The 14,592-nt window shown below is 59.2% G+C and carries 23 protein-coding genes; 22 read left to right on the top strand and 1 reads right to left on the bottom strand.

The window, feature by feature from the left end; all coding sequences use genetic code 11:
- The first annotated feature begins 74 nt into the window (after positions 1–74).
- Positions 75–362: a hypothetical protein gene (locus DEM27_RS05790; RefSeq protein WP_109457254.1), complete on the top strand. Its 288-nt coding sequence runs from the start codon at positions 75–77 to the stop codon at positions 360–362.
- A 1-nt stretch (position 363) separates the two neighbouring features.
- A complete protein-coding gene (locus DEM27_RS05785) occupies positions 364–1,260 on the top strand; it encodes a transcription termination/antitermination NusG family protein (protein WP_109457253.1) in 897 nt (298 codons plus the stop codon).
- 114 nt (positions 1,261–1,374) lie between these two features.
- Here the strand turns inward: DEM27_RS05785 and DEM27_RS05780 are convergent, their stop codons facing one another.
- On the bottom strand, positions 1,375–1,722 hold the full coding sequence (locus tag DEM27_RS05780; RefSeq protein WP_109457252.1) for a hypothetical protein: 348 nt from the start codon (positions 1,720–1,722) through the stop codon (positions 1,375–1,377).
- Between the two features lie 13 nt (positions 1,723–1,735).
- On the opposite strand from DEM27_RS05780, the gene DEM27_RS33475 reads away from it, so the two are divergent.
- From DEM27_RS33475 to DEM27_RS05690, 20 genes are all read left to right on the top strand, one after another.
- Complete coding sequence (locus DEM27_RS33475) at positions 1,736–2,299, top strand: hypothetical protein (protein WP_128755442.1); 564 nt, start codon at positions 1,736–1,738, stop codon at positions 2,297–2,299.
- 141 nt (positions 2,300–2,440) lie between these two features.
- Positions 2,441–2,722, top strand: a complete 282-nt coding sequence (locus DEM27_RS05770) for a hypothetical protein (RefSeq protein ID WP_109457250.1) — start codon at positions 2,441–2,443, stop codon at positions 2,720–2,722.
- Between the two features lie 25 nt (positions 2,723–2,747).
- Complete coding sequence (locus DEM27_RS33875; protein ID WP_165823356.1) at positions 2,748–2,891, top strand: hypothetical protein; 144 nt, start codon at positions 2,748–2,750, stop codon at positions 2,889–2,891.
- A gap of 44 nt (positions 2,892–2,935) precedes the next feature.
- Positions 2,936–3,094 carry a hypothetical protein gene (locus tag DEM27_RS33870; RefSeq protein WP_165823355.1) on the top strand — a complete coding sequence of 53 codons (159 nt, stop codon included), beginning with the start codon at positions 2,936–2,938 and terminating at the stop codon, positions 3,092–3,094.
- A 186-nt stretch (positions 3,095–3,280) separates the two neighbouring features.
- Positions 3,281–3,616, top strand: coding sequence for a hypothetical protein (locus DEM27_RS05760; RefSeq protein WP_128755441.1), 336 nt, complete (start codon positions 3,281–3,283; stop codon positions 3,614–3,616).
- Between the two features lie 98 nt (positions 3,617–3,714).
- A complete protein-coding gene (locus tag DEM27_RS05755) occupies positions 3,715–4,140 on the top strand; it encodes a helix-turn-helix domain-containing protein (protein WP_109457247.1) in 426 nt (141 codons plus the stop codon).
- Positions 4,121–5,419, top strand: a complete 1,299-nt coding sequence (locus DEM27_RS05750; RefSeq protein WP_109457246.1) for a PBSX family phage terminase large subunit — start codon at positions 4,121–4,123, stop codon at positions 5,417–5,419. The genes DEM27_RS05755 and DEM27_RS05750 overlap by 20 nt, the downstream gene beginning before the upstream one ends.
- Positions 5,416–5,646: a hypothetical protein gene (locus DEM27_RS05745; protein WP_109457245.1), complete on the top strand. Its 231-nt coding sequence runs from the start codon at positions 5,416–5,418 to the stop codon at positions 5,644–5,646. The genes DEM27_RS05750 and DEM27_RS05745 overlap by 4 nt, the downstream gene beginning before the upstream one ends.
- The gene (locus DEM27_RS05740; protein ID WP_109457244.1) at positions 5,646–7,703 is read left to right on the top strand and encodes a portal protein; all 2,058 of its coding nucleotides are present in this window, start codon (positions 5,646–5,648) and stop codon (positions 7,701–7,703) included. The genes DEM27_RS05745 and DEM27_RS05740 overlap by 1 nt, the downstream gene beginning before the upstream one ends.
- Positions 7,700–7,945 carry an MBL fold metallo-hydrolase gene (locus DEM27_RS05735; protein ID WP_109457243.1) on the top strand — a complete coding sequence of 82 codons (246 nt, stop codon included), beginning with the start codon at positions 7,700–7,702 and terminating at the stop codon, positions 7,943–7,945. Before DEM27_RS05740 ends, DEM27_RS05735 begins: the two co-directional genes overlap by 4 nt.
- Before the next feature lie 38 nt (positions 7,946–7,983).
- The gene (locus tag DEM27_RS05730; protein WP_109457242.1) at positions 7,984–8,979 is read left to right on the top strand and encodes a hypothetical protein; all 996 of its coding nucleotides are present in this window, start codon (positions 7,984–7,986) and stop codon (positions 8,977–8,979) included.
- A 27-nt stretch (positions 8,980–9,006) separates the two neighbouring features.
- A complete protein-coding gene (locus DEM27_RS05725; protein ID WP_109457241.1) occupies positions 9,007–9,993 on the top strand; it encodes a DUF5309 domain-containing protein in 987 nt (328 codons plus the stop codon).
- Between the two features lie 12 nt (positions 9,994–10,005).
- Positions 10,006–10,443: a hypothetical protein gene (locus tag DEM27_RS05720; protein WP_109457240.1), complete on the top strand. Its 438-nt coding sequence runs from the start codon at positions 10,006–10,008 to the stop codon at positions 10,441–10,443.
- Between the two features lie 12 nt (positions 10,444–10,455).
- Positions 10,456–10,845: a hypothetical protein gene (locus tag DEM27_RS05715; protein ID WP_109457239.1), complete on the top strand. Its 390-nt coding sequence runs from the start codon at positions 10,456–10,458 to the stop codon at positions 10,843–10,845.
- Complete coding sequence (locus DEM27_RS05710) at positions 10,845–11,168, top strand: hypothetical protein (RefSeq protein WP_109457238.1); 324 nt, start codon at positions 10,845–10,847, stop codon at positions 11,166–11,168. Before DEM27_RS05715 ends, DEM27_RS05710 begins: the two co-directional genes overlap by 1 nt.
- A complete protein-coding gene (locus DEM27_RS33865) occupies positions 11,168–11,332 on the top strand; it encodes a hypothetical protein (RefSeq protein ID WP_165823354.1) in 165 nt (54 codons plus the stop codon). The genes DEM27_RS05710 and DEM27_RS33865 overlap by 1 nt, the downstream gene beginning before the upstream one ends.
- Complete coding sequence (locus DEM27_RS05705) at positions 11,332–11,934, top strand: phage adaptor protein (protein WP_109457237.1); 603 nt, start codon at positions 11,332–11,334, stop codon at positions 11,932–11,934. Before DEM27_RS33865 ends, DEM27_RS05705 begins: the two co-directional genes overlap by 1 nt.
- Complete coding sequence (locus tag DEM27_RS05700; RefSeq protein WP_109457236.1) at positions 11,931–12,524, top strand: hypothetical protein; 594 nt, start codon at positions 11,931–11,933, stop codon at positions 12,522–12,524. Before DEM27_RS05705 ends, DEM27_RS05700 begins: the two co-directional genes overlap by 4 nt.
- A complete protein-coding gene (locus DEM27_RS05695; protein WP_109457235.1) occupies positions 12,521–14,125 on the top strand; it encodes a hypothetical protein in 1,605 nt (534 codons plus the stop codon). Before DEM27_RS05700 ends, DEM27_RS05695 begins: the two co-directional genes overlap by 4 nt.
- A complete protein-coding gene (locus DEM27_RS05690; RefSeq protein ID WP_165823353.1) occupies positions 14,122–14,583 on the top strand; it encodes a GNAT family N-acetyltransferase in 462 nt (153 codons plus the stop codon). Before DEM27_RS05695 ends, DEM27_RS05690 begins: the two co-directional genes overlap by 4 nt.
- Positions 14,584–14,592: the final 9 nt, after the last annotated feature.

Here is a 14,592-nt window from a genome sequence, read left to right as displayed (position 1 = left end):
GGCGGCGTGTAGACGACAATGCTGACGCAAGGAACGGGATTCATGGGTGTGTAAACGAAACGGGGAAGCTCAAAATGCCGAAAATTGTTGAAAAAGTAGCTTTTGCGATTTGGCAGGCGCGTATGCGTACGACGGACGGAGAAGAGGTTTTCTCGCGCCTTGAAGGACGGGAGGACTGGATCGAATGTGCGCGTGCTGCAATCCAGGCAATCAAGGAGCCCAACACAGAAATGCGAGTAGCAGGAAGAGACGCGCTGGGCTCTTACTTCGGCAGGGGGGCGTCTAAGCCGGTTTCTTATGAATGGCAGATAGCGGACGAAACTTTTGCCGCGATGATTAGCGCGGCACTCGAGGAGGGTTAAATTGATCGCGAGAAAGTCCATCATCAACGAGTTTGACCACCTTGGCCGCGGTTCCCGCGACGGCTTTGTCATCGTCGTGCCTAACGGCCATGGTGCGATGAAGGTCTGGGGCGATCAGGTGTTCGAAACGCTGGACGCGGCGAACTCGACTGCGGCCCGCTGCATCCCGACGATTTGCGATATCCTGCCGGCGCGGGAGGTCATCCACTTCGGCAACAATCCGAAATCGTTCCGGTCCCGGACAAGCATCCTCGTCGAGCCTGTAGACGATGTCGACGCCCGGAAGCGCTGGTTTGCCATCCGCGTCACGCCAGGCTTCCAGAAGATGGCCCGCAAGGCCGCCGACGCGCCGCCGAACCGGATCGGGGAAAGCGTGATTGAGCGGAACCTGCGAACAGAAGGCATCGACGTCTACATGCCGTCGTTCTGGCGGGAGATCCGCAAGCACCGGAGCCGCAAGCTCCATTCCCGCCGGTACCCGCTCCTGGTCGGCTATGCCTTCATCCGCTACGACGAGGCAAAGGGTTTTGATTTCGTGCGCAAGATCGACGGCGTCAACAGCGTCCTGAAGCTTTCCAGCGACGGCCAGCCCCACGCCTTCAGCGATACCGATCTGGCGGAAATCGCAGCGCTCGCCTTCATGAAGGAACAGGACTTCAAGTTCCGCCGTCACAGCGCCGTCGAGAACGCCCGCATCAGCCGACGTGAAAAGCTGAATACCCAGCTGGGCCGCATCCTGCCGAAGGGCCGCAGCCGCACGGTATCGCTTCGGAAGCACGCCGAGGCGTACATCGACAGCATGGATGTTGCCGGCAAGGCCCGCGTGCAGGCGATCATTCAACAGCTTGACAGCCTGGAAGACGATCAAGCCCTTGATGAATTTCGCGAAGCGGTATAAATATTCAGCCAAGGACGACTGATTGCGCTCCGTCATATTCGCTGTGACGCCTGCTGCCGGTCCTGATGCCGATCGAATGCAATCGGCGCGACGGGAGAAATGCGCCCGTTGCGATCAGAAGGATCTCAGCATCTCGGGATACATCTTGAGCACCCGACTGCAATATTCAGGATAGCCGATCTGGTCGAATTTCTCGTTAACGAGGTTCGCCGCAGCGGCGATGGTGAGCCTTAGATCAAGGCTTTTTTCTTGCTCCTGCCCAACCATTTCATCGAAAATCAGGCCCTCGGAAGAGAACTGGATGCCAAACTTCGCGCATGAAGCATTTGTCAACCGGAGCATCACGATCTTTGCAGCAATTTCACCATACTCGGAAGAATCAAACCTCTCCGCATGAGCCGTGGCGGCCGTAACGCCAAACGTAAGTGCAGCGCAAATATGGATGATTGCTGTTTGTCGCATCCCGGATCCCGGCGTGGTCGTTGCATCGTCTGCAATTTATCGTAGTGCCGTTTCCGAGTGGTTAAACGCTACCTCGATCCTTCATATCCACCCCGGCCTTGAGCCGCATATCAAGCTGGTCAGAACCGAATTTGGTAATGGGTACTCGGCCGAAGAACCTTTCGTGAGGGCGCCGAGCGAAGCAGCACGTAGCGGCCAACCAGTTTGCCCCGTCTCCGATCCCGGCGGCGGGGCGTTTTCATTCCCAACCCAGCAGAAAGGAAAGAGCATGCGCTTCATGCGAAGTATTCTCTGCGCTGGCCTCGCCATGATGGCGGCGGTCATGTGCACATCGATGCCGACTGCCGCCGCTCCGATTGACGCCCAGGTGCTTGTCCAGCCTCTTGCAGGCAAGGAATACCCGGCCCCGGCCTTGGATGCCGTCATCCAGGATATCTGCGCCATCCCGGCCGAAGTGCCGAGCATCGGCGCCCCGTCCGGCGGGCGAAGTACGCTGATCACAAGCGCTCATGGTTTTGCCGACACGTCGATTGCTGTCCTGGCCTATATGCATATCGACCCCGACATCAGCGCGTAACCATCAAATTTCTCTTCGAGCCCGGATCGTCACCGGGCTCTTTCTCTCTCAAACGTAGAAAAAACCATCCCAAAGATGCCGGGAATTGCGGTTCAGTATCGGCGTCTTTGGAATTATTTTTCATTCCATCTGGAGAGAGTGATGATCTGGTTTCTCGTACCTTTTGCCATGATTGGCGCTGGTGTGGTTACGCTGATCATCATCGTCGTCAGTGCTGAGTTAATCAGGGCGGCACGCCAATCGAAAAGGGTGGCAGCAGTCGCTGTCCGTTACAATTGTCAAGGTCGCCGCCGGATCACGGCCAAGGAATGGTGCTTCGCCTTCCGTCGAGAGCTTACCAGCGGCTACAGCAGCCTGCGGATTGGCTATGTCGACATCCCTCGCAATCCTGACCAGCCGATGCGAGCTCGCCTCCCGCATTGATCGCCGCCTAACCATGGAGAGAGCGATGAAGACCCGCATCTGGTTATGGATCGGCGCCGTCATGATGGGGATTGGGTTCTTCACTGTGCCTGGATCGATTGTCAGCTTGGTCTTCCCAGTTGGCGCGACGATCATCTTTCTTGTTCTTCTGAGGATCGAACGGACATGACGAATTGGCGAGATATCAGCTCCGCCCCGGAAGGCGTTGAGATCATGACGAAGATCGATGACGCCGATGGCGAGCGCAATGTCCAGTCTCTGATCAAGCGCACACGTATCCCTGGTGAGACGAGGCCGATGTTTTGGACGCCTGATGGATCGATGTACGTCTATTACGCCCCGACGCACTGGCGTCATTTGCCCGCCGCCTAACCCATCCCCGTATCCGGTGAGGATAAGAGCCACCCCAGCAGCCACATTTCGCCTCCGCCCCACCCGCGACGGTGCGAAGGCCACGCTCGCCCGAGCAGATCGGCGCCGGAGGCTGCCAGGGGATGTCATGCATAGGCCGGCGTAAGCGTGGCAGGCGGGAACATCAACCAACCGAAGGAAATGATCATGCCGAAACTGGTAATTGACGTGAGCCAGGCCGATGAAGCATCTGCCGCACAGGACGCCATTGTCCGCAAACAGAAGATCGAGATGATCGTCGAAGACTGCCGCTTTGCGCAGATCGTGTCCACCGGCCACAGCAAGGCCCTTCTGATCGGCCGTCGCGTTGTCGATGTCTTCGGCGAAGATCCCGAGCTGCTGATCGAAGCAATCTCCATCGCGCTGCGTCGTGGCGGCGAGGCTCGGGCCTACAACGATTGCGCCAAGCGAAGTGCGGAAGAAGACTATCGCCAGTCTGTGCAGTCTTCCGTGGCAGCGGCCCGCTCCATGGCCAGCCTCTGATCCGCGGGTGATCGATGGCAGACCGTGACGAAAGCGGCCGGTTCCTCGTCGGGCATTCTCAGGCGGGACCGGGTCGCGATAGCCTATACGATCCATCGATGAACGACATGGCGCGCAAGCTCGCGCTGCTTGGCCTGACGGATGCGGAGATGGCTGAATTCTTCGGCGTGACGGAGCGGACCTTCAATAACTGGAAGGACGAGTTCCCCGCTTTTTTTCAGTCGCTCAATGAAGGCAAAACGATTGCTGATGCGAACGTGGCCGACAGCCTGTATCGGCGCGCCGTTGGCGAGGTCGTTTTCGTCGAGAAACGGGTGAAGGGCAAAGACGGCGAATACGAAATCATCCGGCTTTCGCAGCAGATCCCGGCTGACCCTGGTGCGGCCAAGCTGTGGCTGACGAACCGCCGTCCGCAGCAGTGGCGCGAAAAGCAGGAGATCGACCACAAGAGCAGCGACGGCAGTATGACGCCGGTTCGCGTCGAGCTGGTCGCCCTGACACCGAATGCAGACGGCAAGGGTTGAACTGCCGCCGAAGCTGATCCCGGTCTTCTCGGGCGAGGCTGATGTTCGTGGCGCATATGGTGGTCGAGGGTCTGGGAAGACCAGGTCTTTCGCAAAGATGACCGCCGTTCGCGCCTACATCTGGGAAATGGCTGGCCGCGAGGGCATCATCCTCTGCGGCCGCCAGTTCATGAACTCGCTCGAAGACAGTTCGCTAGAAGAGGTGAAAGCGGCAATCCGGTCGGAACCGTGGCTGGAACCGCACTTCGACATTGGCGAGAAATACATCCGGACGGCCAGTGGACGCATATCGTATTCATTCTCCGGCCTCGATCGCAACGTCGACAGCATAAAGTCGAAGTCGCGGATCTTGCTGTGCTGGGTGGATGAAGCGGAACCTGTCACCGATGCGGCTTGGACGAAGCTCATTCCGACGCTGCGCGAAGATGACAGCGAACTGTGGGTGACGTGGAACCCGGAAAGCCGCAAGAGCGCGACGCACAAGCGTTTCCGACTCGGCACTGACCCACGATACAAGGTCGTGGAGATCAACTATCAGGACAACCCGCGTTTCCCGGCGGTGCTGGAACGCCAGCGCCAACGCGATTTCATCGAGCGCCCGCATCAATACGCCCACATCTGGGACGGCGATTTCGTCACGGTCATTGAGGGTGCGTATTTCGCGGAAGCGCTGAACAAGGCGAAGTTCGACGGCAGGATCGGGCGTGTACCGCCGGATCCGCTGATGACCTATCGCGCTTTCGTGGACATCGGCGGTACCGGGCGCCTGGCTGATAACTTCGTGATGTGGATCGCGCAGTTCGTCGGCAAGGAAATCCGGGTGCTCGACCATTACGAGGCTCAGGGGCAGGACGCTGCAACGCATGTGCACTGGCTCCGGTCCCGCGGCTATACGCCGGATCGCTGCCAGATCTGGTTGCCGCACGACGGCGAGAAGCAGGACAGCGTTTTCGACGCTAGCTATCAGGGATACTTCCGGAAAGCCGATTATCGGGTGACGGTCATACCGAACCAGGGCAAGGGCGCGGCGAAAAAGCGGATTGAGGCGGCCCGTCAGCATTTCCCGGCGATCTGGTTTCATGAGGCGACGACGCAGGGCGGGCGCGACGCACTCGGTTGGTATCACGAGAAGAAAGACGATCATCGCGATATCGGCCTCGGGCCGGAACACGACTGGTCTTCGCATAGCGCGGATGCGTTCGGTTTGATGTGTGTGGCGTACACGCCGCCGAAGCCGAAGACTGATGACTGGAAATTCAAAGCGATCAAGGTGGCATGATGGGAACGCATGGCGAATTCTTCGGCGAGCCGCGCCGAGCCGAGTGGGACGGCGGTGTATACCTCGTCCGTGATGTATGGTTTCGGCCGAAGCCGAGGCAGTACGCACACACCTTCATTCGCTGCGAGTACGCGACGAAGGATGAAGCCGGCAATCAGGTCTGGCATGAGTGCGCAGAGGGCGTGCTCTTCGCCGATATCCAGCCTTTCGAGAAGGTCGCGGCCTGATGGCAGAAGAGGCGAATGATACCTTCTCTGCGGCCATCGCCGAACTCGTGCGCGAGTGCGAGAAGTATCGTGACGACCAATCCACGGATCGTGAGAAGGTCAACGAGTTTTACGACGGCGACACCCAGGCGTACATCCCGGAGCAGGAAGGCCGGTCGAAAGTCGTCAGCCGTGATATCCGATCGGTGACGAAGAAGGTTCTGCCTTCGATCATGCGCGTGATCCTGGGCGGCGACAAGATTGTCGAATACCTGCCCGTGCAGCGTGGCGACGAAGAGAAGGCAGAGCAGGCCACCGACTATGTGAACAATGTCGTGTTCCCCGAGAGCAATGGCCGTGTGGCTGTACAGGACGCTATCAATGACGCCTTGAAGCTGCGCAACGGCATCCTCTACTGGTGGTACGACAAAAAGATCACCGTCTCTGTCTCGCGGCATACCGGCCTCGATGAGATGTCGCTAGTGCAGCTGGTGAGTGACGACGATGTCGCCGTTTTGGAAGCCGATCAGTCGACTATGCAGGTCGACACGCCGCAGGGGCCGCAAGAGGTGCCGGTCTACAACGTGAAGATCCGTCGTCGCGAGGAGCAGGGCCTGACGAAAGTCCGCGCAATCGCGCCGGAAGAATTCCTGATCCATCCTGATGCGCTCGATATCGACGAAAGCCCGATGGTCGGCATCAACAAGCGCCTGCGCCGAACAGACCTCGTCGCGATGGGTTATGACCGTGATCTGGTATGGGGATTGCCGGAAGCAAAGGCGAAGGATGACTCCGAAGAGGAGTCGCGGCGCCGGGAAATCTTCAGCCACGGCAATGATGTCGTCAAGTCGATGCAGGAGGTCGAATACTACGAACTCTATGTTCGGATCGATGAGGACGAGGACGGCATCGCAGAGCTTCGCCGCATGGTCTATGCCGGCGGCATCCGGGATGAGTTTCAGCTTGAAAACGAGGAATGGGACGAGGTTCCTTTTGCCGACGTGACCTGCGAGCGCCGTCCGCACCAGCGTGAAGGCCATTCTCTTGCCGACGACGGGATGGAACTGCAGGTCATCCGCACCGTGCTGTTGCGCCAGACGATCGACAACCTTTATTGGCAGAACAATCAGCAGCCGATTGTCCGCGAAGGCGCCATTACCAACCCTGATGCGGTCCTAACGCCGACGTTCGGCAAGCCGATCCGCGTCGCCGATGATGTGCCCGATGTGCGCGCCGTGCTCGGATGGACGCAGATCCCGATGGTTGCAGATCAGTCATTCGGGATGCTCGAATATCTCGACCGCGAACTGTCCGAGCGCACAGGCATTACCGACGCCGCTGGCGGTCTGGCACCTGACGCCTTGCAGAACGTGACAGCCAAGGCATCGGCTTTGATGGAGCAGGCAGGGGTCGGTCAGACGGAATTGATGGTCCGCACCATCGCCGGCAATCTGGTGAAGGTCTTCAAGGGACTTCTCAAACTCACGGTCAAGCATCAGGACAAACCGCGCACCGTGCGCCTTCGCGATAAATGGGTGGATTTCGACCCGCGCACATGGAACGCCAACATGGACGCAAAGGTGAACACGGGCCTTGGCGCCGGCACCCGCGAGCGTGACATGATGGCGATGAACGTCGTCAACACCCTGCAGGAAAAGCTGCTCCTGGCCTTCGGTGCGATCGACAACCCGTTTGTGACGCCCGATAACCTCTACATGGCGATCGACAAGACGGTGCTCTCTGCCGGCCTGCCTTCGTCATTGCCATACATCACCAAGCCGACGCCGGAAGCGATCCAGAAGGCCGTTCAGGCAAAGCAGGGCAAGACCGATCCTGAGATGGAGAAGATCAAGGCCAAGGCTGCCGCCGATCAGGCGAAAGCGCAGTCCGATGCTCAAATCGAGAAGATGAAGCTGGACAACCAGTTGATCATCGAGCGCGAAAAGCTCGCTGCCGAAATGAACCTGAAGCGGTATCAGATTGATCAGGAAATGCAGCTGAAGCGCCAACAGAACGCGATCCAGATCATGACCCGCGAGCAGCCGACGCCAGTACATATCGGAGGTGAGCCAGGATGACCGATAAAGAAATCCTCCGCCGGCGCGTTGCCGCAGTCCGCAGCATGCTCGACATCCCGTATTTCACTGAGATGTGGGACGAACTGGAGCGCAGCGCGGTGAACGCGTGCATCAATGCGGCCCCGACTGACAACGAGACGCGATCCGCCTATGCCGCCGAGGCGCGGGCGATCAGGAAATTCCGCAGCAGGCTCAACTTCATTCTTGAAGAAGCAAAGGCTGCGAATAACGCGCCCGCATAACGCCGGCCGTTCCACCCTCCTGCAAAGGACAATCCACCATGAACGATAGTGCCAACCTGCCGGAAGACGGCGGGAGCAAAACCGTTGACGCGTTCAGCCTTAACGACCCCCGTGCTCTGGATTTCGCGGAGTTTGGCGAAGATGACGACGCCAATACCAACCCGAGCCAGGACAACGGCGACGATGCGGCCGAACTCCCGGATGGGGAAGACGATGATCTTCCGTCCGATCTCCCTGATGACGCCGAAACCGGCGATGACGACGGTCAGAGCAGCGACGATGACGACGAACAGTCGATCGACGACGCCAAGCTCGACGACACCGTCATCACGCTGAAGGGCGGTGAGCAGGTTCCCGTGAAGGAACTGAAGCTCGGTTACATGAGGGAGCGCGATTATCGCAGCAAAACCCAGGAGGTGGCGAACAGCCGCCGAAATCTGGAAGCCATGTCGCAGCGCGTCGAGCAAACCGCCGCCGCGCTCTCAAAGTTCCTGGTGGATCAGCTGCCGCCCGAGCCGGATCGTGCTCTTGCGGTGAAAGATCCGACCAAATTCGCCAGCCAGAAGGCCGTTTACGATGCTGCCATGGAGCAGGTCAACGAACTGCTGACACTTGCCGGCGAGCCAAAGGAAGTCGCGAACGCGCTAACCGAAGAGCAGCAGCGTGAAAAGCTGCTTGCTGAGAAGAAAGCCCTTCACGAAGCCTTCCCTGATCTGCTGAAGTCGAAGGATCAGCACGAAAAGTTCTTCGACGATGCGTTCGATACAGCGCGCCAGATCGGTTTTTCCGATCAGGAACTCGCCCGTGTCACCGACCACCGATATTTCAAGCTCGCTCACTACGCCCGCCTTGGCATGCAAGCCGAGGCAGCGAAGAAGAAGGCCATGGATAAGGTGGCGAACGCGCCGGCCCCTGTTGCACCGGCCAAGGCCAGCAACAAGACCCAGCAGAAAACCAGGCAGAACCAGGATGCGATGAAACGACTGGCCCGCACCGGGTCGATCAAAGACGCAATGGCGATCGACTTCGAATAACAACCCTGTTTTTCGAGGAGCAGCCCAATGGCTGTCATTACCAATACCGTTCGGACGTCCAACGCGACGACCAACAAAGAGACCCTGGCCGATGTGGTATCCCGCATCGACCCGGAAGATACCCCGATCTACACCATGTTGCCCAAGGGCTCCGCTGAAGGCATCCATCCCGAATGGATCACCGACAGCCTGGAGGCGCCCGGCGACAACGCCCGCGAAGAAGGTGAGGAATACACCTTCGACAAGGCTGACCCGCCCGTGCGGCCGGGCAACTACACGCAGATCTTCCGCAAGGACTGGATTATCTCCGGTTCGCAGGAAGCTGCGTCCGAAGCCGGTAATGTGCTCAAGCGCAAGTACCAGAAGGCAAAGAAGGGCGTCGGCATTCGCAAGGATGTCGAATTCTCGATCCTGTCGAACACGCCTTCTCAGGCTGGCGTTGTCCGTCGTTCCGGCGGGCTTCCGACCTGGATCACCAGCAACGTTTCCCGCGGCTCCGGTGGCGCCAACGGCGGCTTTGTCGGCGGCGTGACCACTCCGGCTACGAACGGCATGCAGCGTGCGTTCACGAAGACGCTCATGGACGGCGTGATGCAGCAGGGCTTCAACAACGGCGCCAAGTTCAAGAAGGTCGTCGGCTCTTCCTACATCAAGTCCGTATTCGTCTCCATCATGTCCGACGCCAACGTCGCGCCGTTCCGTTACTCGGTCGACAGCGGCGAGGGCAACACGATGGTTGCGACGGCCGACTATTACGAAGGCCCGTTCGGCAAGGTCATGGTCGAGCCGAACGTCGTCCAGTCCGCCAGCCCGACGCTTGCCCGAAACGTCTTCTTCATCGATCCGGAATTTGCCTCCTGGCTGTGGTTCCGCAAGATCCAGGAAGACAAGGAAGTCGCCAAGACCGGCGACGCCGACAAGGGCGTGATCATCGGCGAAGGTTGCCTGAAGGTCGCGAACGAAAAGGGCCTCGGCATTGTCGCCGACGTCTTTGGCATGACCGCATCGAGCTAAGGAGGTCGACCAATGCCCGCATATCTTCCCTTCAATGTCATCGGCGCCACCCAGGCGCTGAACGCTTCGACGCATGGCTCTCCGGCCATCGTCACCGTCAACCGTGCGGCAGGGTCCACGCTGACCCTGCCCGCAGCCTACGGCTCCGGCACCGAGTTCGATATCGTCGTCGGCACGACGATCACGTCGAACAACCTCATCATCCAGGTGGCGAACGCCTCCGATGTGATGACCGGCCACTGCGTCATGCTGCAAGACGCCGGCGATACCGTCTCCGGTTTCGAGACTGCCGCGGACTCGGACACGATCACGATGAACGGCTCGACGAAGGGCGGCATCAAGGGTGACCGCGTCCGTCTCAAGGACATCGCCACCAACCTCTGGCAGGTGCAAATCCTTTGCGCCGGCACGGGTACCGAAGTGACGCCGTTCAGCGCGGCTGTATCGTAAGGAGCAACGAGAATGTCTGATCTGGAAAACCGGGCCCGTGAGCTCGGCATCAAAATCGATGCCCGCTGGGGTGATGAACGCCTTCAGCAGGAAATCGATAAGCACCTCAAGGAGACCCCGCAGGGCGTTGTCGCACCGGAAATCCCGATGGCTGCCGACGCGGCACCTCCGAAGGTGGTCGACGTTACCCCCGGCCCGTCTCCCGTCTCCGTCCCGGAGACGGTCAAGCCGAAGGGCGGTGAGAAGCAGATCGATATCAAGCTGAAGGTGGACTACTGGCCGGTCGAAGACCAGCGCAAGGAAGCCGGCAGCGTGGTGAAGATCCCGCTCTCCAAGGCAAAGGAGCTCATCGCCCAGGGCAAGGCCGAACCGGCTCTATCCAACTTCGGGGATGACGACTGATGACCATCCGGGACGGCCAATGGGAACTATACGACTGCAATCTTCACACTGGCCGTACCGTCTGGCACTATTTCGACGGGCTGGAACATCATTTCCGGATCGACCAGCCCGTCGATGACATCGTTCGAATGAACGAATTCACCCGCAACGCCACGGCGGGGAATGCCATGGGTGACTGGGTCAAGGTGGCCTCGATCCCGATCAGCCACGCCTATCACCAGAACATCATGCGGGCACACAACGAGGGTGACGACAAGTACGTCGCCCGGTGGCTGAACGACAGCGACAACCGCGCCTGGCGGTCGTTTGAGGGGCGCATCTGATGGCAGCCGATCCTGCACTAAATGCCAAGCTGAAAGAGATGGAAGCGCGCCGTCCTGACCCAAAGGAAGACCCGGAAGGGTTTCGCCGGGTCAATGAGGAGATGTCACGCTTGACTGATCGGGCGCGGGCCTTTGCCTCCGCCAAGGGTGTGAAGGTGGCCTGATGTCCGCAATCTCCGACTACGGTTCCCTGCTGATCGACGCCTGCGAATATGCCGGACGCAATGATGTGGCGCATATCTTCTCGCGGTTCGTCGGTCTGGCGGAAGCGAAATTCAATCGCCTGCTTCGTGTCGGGGACATGGAGAAGACGGCGGATCTGGTGCTGACCGATGGCAATGCCGATCTGCCGGATGATTTCCTCGAAGTGCGATCGATCCTTGCCCCCAACGGCTCAACGCTGTCGGCTTGGTCCCTGACCGAACTGCAGGATCGATATCGCGGCTTCAGCGGTTATCCCTCCGGCTATGCAGTCGTTGGCAACGTCCTGCAAGCTCGCCCGGCTGGCAGCGCCACGTTGCCGATGTCCTATTATGCGAAGATCCCGCCGCTGACGCCCGCCGCGCCGACGAACTGGCTGCTGGAGAAGGCACCCGACGCCTACCTTTACGGCGTCGTCGAGGAAATCGGCATCTTCGGCCAAAATGCCGAACTGGTGGCCGGCGCCCGTGCGCTGAAGCAGGACGCGATCCGCGGCCTGAAGCTCAATGACGAGCGGTCCCGCTGGGCCAATAGTCAGTTTGTCGTGGGAGCGTACACACCATGACGATCAAATCCGTCATCAATAATGCCTGCGATATCCTTGCGCTCGATCGCTTCGACACAGTTTATGGCAATCCTAAAGCCCAGCCATTGCTTCGGATGGCAAAGGAGGGCGGCGATGAGATATCGCGGCGCGTTGACTGGAGCAGCATGCTCAAGACTGCGGCCTTCGCCGTCTCACCGGCTCCGATCCCGAATGATTACCAGCGCCTCATTCCAGGCGGCGGCATCAACACTTCGGCAGGTGAGCCGATCCGGCCTGTAACAAACGGCTCACAGTGGGCGGTTCTCGCTCGGGTCGGCACAGCCCAGCCATACTTTTTCGAAGGTTACACCACGTTCTCTTTTTTGCCGGCATCCGTCGGGGTGGGCGCGCAACTGCTCTATGTTTCTCGCAACTGGATCAAGTCCGGCACATCCGAGAAGGATGATTTCGGCGGCGACGACGACCAGATCCTCTTTCCTGAACGATTGCTCGAAAAGAACATCGCCTGGCGATGGAAGCGGCAGCAGGGGCTCGTCTACGACGATAACCTTGCCGAATTCGAGGCCGATCTTGTTCAGGAAATCAAAGCCGACAGGGGGGCACAATGATCAATGTTCGCCCCGGACGGTTGCCAAAGCCTTCAGGAAGCAGCGGTGGCGGTCGGCAGCCCTCGTCCGCGCCTTTGATCTATCCTGCGCCGAAGATGGGCCTGATTACCACGGCCGGTCTCGCTGATGAGATTTCGGGCGCAGCCGCCGTTCTCGACAACTGGCTGCCGACTCTTCGCGGTGCGCGAATTCGTGGCGGATCGGCGAAAGCAGGCCTTGTCGAGGATCTGACGAGCCTGATCAGCGCCTTCCGTTATAAGTTCGCGACCGTCGAAAAGTTGTTCATGTCGACGTCGAGCGCTATCTATGACGTCTCAAACCCGCCTGCATTGCCAGACGCCATCACGGCAGATGTCGATGGTCTCACGGGTGGGGATTGGTCCACATTTCAGCATGCGAATTCCTCCGGTGGATATCTGATCGCGGTCAACGGCCAAGACGAGCGTCAGGTCTTTGACGGGGTGGCATGGAGCACAACACCGGAAATCACCTTCGAAGATGGCGACCCGACGACAAGCGCCACTTTCAGCCATGGGTGGGTGTTCAAGAAGCGGGAATTCTTCATCAAGGCCGGCACTCTGGATGCCTACTATCTCAGCCTCACGGACAATATCGGTGGAGAGGCGAAGGTATTCCCTCTTGGGGGCGAATTCAGCAAGGGGGGCAGCCTTATTACCGGCTTCACATGGTCTTTCGAGTCCGGCGACGGGCCGAATTCCTATTGTGTCTTCGTGACCAGCGAAGGTGAGGCGGTCGTTTACGCTGGATCTGATCCGGAGGCCGATTTCGTAAAAGTCGGCGTTTATCAGCTCGGTAAGCCCCTTGGGAAAAATGCCTACCTTCCAATCAACGGCGACGTTCTGGTCTGCACCATCCCCGGCCTGCGGTCGATGTCGTCGGTTCTGCAGCGAGGAACTGACCAGCCTGCCTTGTCGCAGGCGATCGAGGAGGAATGGTCAAGAGCAGCTGTTTCCACCGGCGACGGGTGGCGGATGACATGGTGGGAGGAACAGAACCTCATCCTGATTTCGTTTCCGCCGACTGTGGTGGTGCCGGACACGACATTCGTTCTGCACAGCCAGACGAAATGCTGGTCGTTCATCCGCAACTGGCCGGCGAACTGCTTCGGGACAAGAGAGGGACGACTTTTCTTCGGGGGGCTTGAGGGTATTGTCTGGTCCGCGGACGCCACAGGCAGCGACGATGGCCAGCCCTTCCAGGCCACATACCTGTCGCAGTTCATCGCGGCTGGGAAGTTCGGGCAGCGCAAGGCCGCATCGCTGGCCCAAATGTATTTCCGCGGGAAAGAGGCGCCGAACGTTATGCTCTTTGCCCGCGCCGACGGCGACACGAGCATTCCGACGCAAAGCACTGTGACGGTCGGCAATGAAAACGCCTCGGTCTGGGATATCGGCTTGTGGGATGTCGCCGTCTGGGATGAAGTGTCGTCTCTCCAGCGGTTCAATAATCGTCAAAATGTCCGTGCCCACGGCGAGACGCTTGCTGTCGGGTGCGCGGTGACATCGTCCGGGCCGTATCAGCTGACGCTGCAGATCGATCTGGCGACCTTGCAGACGCATGTCGGGGAGATGGTGGCTTGACCTACGAATTCTCGATCGAGAACGCACATTCGAACGTCGACGAGCTTTATCCGCTCTATTGCCGGCACTATGTCGAGATGCAGGAGCGGTTGGCCGGCCAAGGCGTTGACATTCCCGATTTCGCCCCGCGCCTGGATCTGTATTTCAAGGCCGCCGATGCCGGATATCTCCTGAATTATGTCGTTCGCCTCGATGGCGCGCCCGTCGGATACAGCAACATCTATCTGACGAACGACATGCACAACGGCGAGCTTATCGCACAGGAAGACACGATCTACATGCTGCCGGAACATCGCAACGGCGTCGGCAAGAAGCTTTCGCAGTTCATCCTGGCCGATCTGAAAACCCGCGACGTCAAGCGCCTGTCTGTGACGGCGATTACGGATCTGCGTGTCGCCAAGCTCTGGGAGCGGATGGGTTTCAAGCACACCGCTCATCACATGACCTATGTTTTCTGAAAGGGGAGC

This window comes from Rhizobium album, from assembly GCF_003122325.1.
Classification (GTDB): Bacteria; Pseudomonadota; Alphaproteobacteria; order Rhizobiales; family Rhizobiaceae; genus Metarhizobium; species Metarhizobium album.
Note: the sequence above shows the minus strand (reverse complement) of the source record. Positions and strands in the feature narration are given on the sequence as shown.

Excerpts from the sequence above, each read along its gene's own strand:
- DEM27_RS05790 (WP_109457254.1), top strand. The coding sequence starts at position 75 with ATGCCGAAAATTGTTGAAAAAGTAGCTTTTGCGATTTGGCAGGCGCGT.
- DEM27_RS05780 (WP_109457252.1), bottom strand. The coding sequence starts at position 1,722 with ATGCGACAAACAGCAATCATCCATATTTGCGCTGCACTTACGTTTGGC.
- DEM27_RS05770 (WP_109457250.1), top strand. The coding sequence starts at position 2,441 with ATGATCTGGTTTCTCGTACCTTTTGCCATGATTGGCGCTGGTGTGGTT.
- DEM27_RS33875 (WP_165823356.1), top strand. The coding sequence starts at position 2,748 with ATGAAGACCCGCATCTGGTTATGGATCGGCGCCGTCATGATGGGGATT.
- DEM27_RS33870 (WP_165823355.1), top strand. The coding sequence starts at position 2,936 with ATGACGAAGATCGATGACGCCGATGGCGAGCGCAATGTCCAGTCTCTG.
- DEM27_RS05760 (WP_128755441.1), top strand. The coding sequence starts at position 3,281 with ATGCCGAAACTGGTAATTGACGTGAGCCAGGCCGATGAAGCATCTGCC.
- DEM27_RS05755 (WP_109457247.1), top strand. The coding sequence starts at position 3,715 with ATGAACGACATGGCGCGCAAGCTCGCGCTGCTTGGCCTGACGGATGCG.
- DEM27_RS05750 (WP_109457246.1), top strand. The coding sequence starts at position 4,121 with ATGCAGACGGCAAGGGTTGAACTGCCGCCGAAGCTGATCCCGGTCTTC.
- DEM27_RS05745 (WP_109457245.1), top strand. The coding sequence starts at position 5,416 with ATGATGGGAACGCATGGCGAATTCTTCGGCGAGCCGCGCCGAGCCGAG.
- DEM27_RS05740 (WP_109457244.1), top strand. The coding sequence starts at position 5,646 with ATGGCAGAAGAGGCGAATGATACCTTCTCTGCGGCCATCGCCGAACTC.
- DEM27_RS05735 (WP_109457243.1), top strand. The coding sequence starts at position 7,700 with ATGACCGATAAAGAAATCCTCCGCCGGCGCGTTGCCGCAGTCCGCAGC.
- DEM27_RS05730 (WP_109457242.1), top strand. The coding sequence starts at position 7,984 with ATGAACGATAGTGCCAACCTGCCGGAAGACGGCGGGAGCAAAACCGTT.
- DEM27_RS05725 (WP_109457241.1), top strand. The coding sequence starts at position 9,007 with ATGGCTGTCATTACCAATACCGTTCGGACGTCCAACGCGACGACCAAC.
- DEM27_RS05720 (WP_109457240.1), top strand. The coding sequence starts at position 10,006 with ATGCCCGCATATCTTCCCTTCAATGTCATCGGCGCCACCCAGGCGCTG.
- DEM27_RS05715 (WP_109457239.1), top strand. The coding sequence starts at position 10,456 with ATGTCTGATCTGGAAAACCGGGCCCGTGAGCTCGGCATCAAAATCGAT.
- DEM27_RS05710 (WP_109457238.1), top strand. The coding sequence starts at position 10,845 with ATGACCATCCGGGACGGCCAATGGGAACTATACGACTGCAATCTTCAC.
- DEM27_RS33865 (WP_165823354.1), top strand. The coding sequence starts at position 11,168 with ATGGCAGCCGATCCTGCACTAAATGCCAAGCTGAAAGAGATGGAAGCG.
- DEM27_RS05705 (WP_109457237.1), top strand. The coding sequence starts at position 11,332 with ATGTCCGCAATCTCCGACTACGGTTCCCTGCTGATCGACGCCTGCGAA.
- DEM27_RS05700 (WP_109457236.1), top strand. The coding sequence starts at position 11,931 with ATGACGATCAAATCCGTCATCAATAATGCCTGCGATATCCTTGCGCTC.
- DEM27_RS05695 (WP_109457235.1), top strand. The coding sequence starts at position 12,521 with ATGATCAATGTTCGCCCCGGACGGTTGCCAAAGCCTTCAGGAAGCAGC.